At 47.7% G+C, this 1,735-nt stretch carries 2 protein-coding genes; both read right to left on the bottom strand.

Annotation, left to right across the window (positions count from 1 at the left end; genetic code table 11):
- Nucleotides 1-11: 11 nt before the first annotated feature.
- Nucleotides 12-1,433 carry an IS701 family transposase gene (locus ACFPFU_RS25585; protein ID WP_465263041.1) on the bottom strand — a complete coding sequence of 474 codons (1,422 nt, stop codon included), beginning with the start codon at nt 1,431-1,433 and terminating at the stop codon, nt 12-14.
- Nucleotides 1,430-1,636 (bottom strand): hypothetical protein, encoded by a 207-nt coding sequence (locus tag ACFPFU_RS25590; protein WP_377069585.1) that lies wholly within the window; start codon nt 1,634-1,636, stop codon nt 1,430-1,432. Before ACFPFU_RS25590 ends, ACFPFU_RS25585 begins: the two co-directional genes overlap by 4 nt.
- Nucleotides 1,637-1,735: the final 99 nt, after the last annotated feature.

Below are 1,735 nucleotides of genomic sequence, written 5' to 3' on the forward strand. Positions count from 1 at the left end.
CTTAAGTTTGGCTAATTTCTTGTATAGAACAAGCTTGACAGTGAATGAATAGGGTTATTTTTGGCACTTCGCTGTTTATTTTCCATTGCGACGAAGTCGGTGAAATTGATTTTGACAGAATCAGTCCAGTTTATGGCCCTGAACTGGTTTATAAGGTCCTGGGTCGTTGTTCTGCGGTTTTTCTTTTTCCTGTACCACTTGGGCCTTGGTAGTTCTGTAATTTTGGCTTTTGAGGCCGAGACCAGCAACATTGAGTAAACGGCGGTGATGAACTGAGGCGTCTTGCTGCAGGGTATTTCTTTTCTTACCTGTGCCTGCCCACATCCCATCAGTGTTTTCTGGTCCCTGAAATTCACTTCTATACCCCATCGCCACAGATATGCCTGCAGCAGTTTTTCAAGTGGAAGTTCTGTGGACGTACAGATCAGATATGCAGGATCCCTGTAAAGCAGTTTTGATTTTTTTGTGAGCCTGTATCCGACAGGCCTTATGATCACCAGCCTCAGATTCATCGGCCCTGATTTTTTCCATCTCACCCCCCCGACTGTCTTGATATTGAAAGTATGTATTTTTCCTGCCGCCCATGCTTTGACTTCCTTCCAGCCGTATCCGTCGGACTGACGGATCTGTTCCGGGGTGGGAAGCTCATCTCCGTAGACACGCTTTCTGCCCTTGCTCTTTTCAAGGGAAACATCGGGCAGCCCATAAAGCTTGCAGTCTTTGCGGATCCTTCCGATCAGGATGACATTATCAACAAGTTTTTTGAGAACAGTCTCATTGGTATAGCTGCCGTCCACGCTCACCACCAGGCTTTTTCCTCTGTGCCCGTCCGAATCAAGCCCCTTTCTGAGGGCAGAGATCCTCTGGGATCCTATCAAGCTCAGTTTGGTCTTTTTTTGTGTTTCCCTGTAAAGGTCATGATCTTCCCGGGGACTGTCCTTTTTGGGTTTACGGGCAGAGGGGCAGTGGTGAAGATCAACAGGAACGGTCGTGGCCTGTACTTTGTCCATTCTGGAACACAGAGAAAGGGACACCTGTATAAAACGCTGGCCCCATACAAAGTTGGTCTGAAAAGGCGGGCCCAGCGGATCCCTCATCCATTTGGCCCCGTCCACTTTTTTACCTGTTTTTCTCAGAAGTGTATCGTCCATATGGGCATAGATCTCTCCTTCGTCGGCCGAGACAGCATCCGCTACGGACTTCCTGATGACTGAAAACAGCGCATCGGTATTCATCCTGTCCCCCTGAAAAAGCCGGTATGCCGCCGACCAGTCTTTGAACTGCTGTCCGGCGGCCGTTATCATACCCGTTACGGTACTCCTGCCGACACAGCCCAAAAGACCTTCTGCAAGTACAGAAGCCCTTTTCCAGGTCCGGGCCTGCTTAAAGGCCAATTTACAGTCCGAGAACAGGGACCCGAAGATGTCTTTCAGGTTTTCGGGGGAAGTTTTTTTTTAAGGCCTTCGGTTGCCTTTTCACTTCGCTGAAGAACAAGTCTCTGATGGTCATCAATGATCCACTCCACCACTTCCCCCTGCCGGAATTCAATGGCCTGTGCCACTGCGGCAGGAAAGTTGACGTACCATTGTTCACTTTTGGCTCTTTTTATGAGCTGGATTTTAGTCGGATATCCCATATCTAGTCATATAACTAGATATAAAAATCAATAAAAAAGACCACAATTCCAAATTGCAGCCTCTTTTTATTTTATGTCTAGTAAATAGCCAAAGTCGAG

It is taken from the genome of Negadavirga shengliensis, from assembly GCF_042652345.1.
Lineage (GTDB): Bacteria > Bacteroidota > Bacteroidia > Cytophagales > Cyclobacteriaceae > Negadavirga > Negadavirga shengliensis.

Coding starts and splice junctions, on each gene's coding strand:
- ACFPFU_RS25590 (WP_377069585.1), bottom strand. CDS start 1,636: ATGGGATATCCGACTAAAATCCAGCTCATAAAAAGAGCCAAAAGTGAA.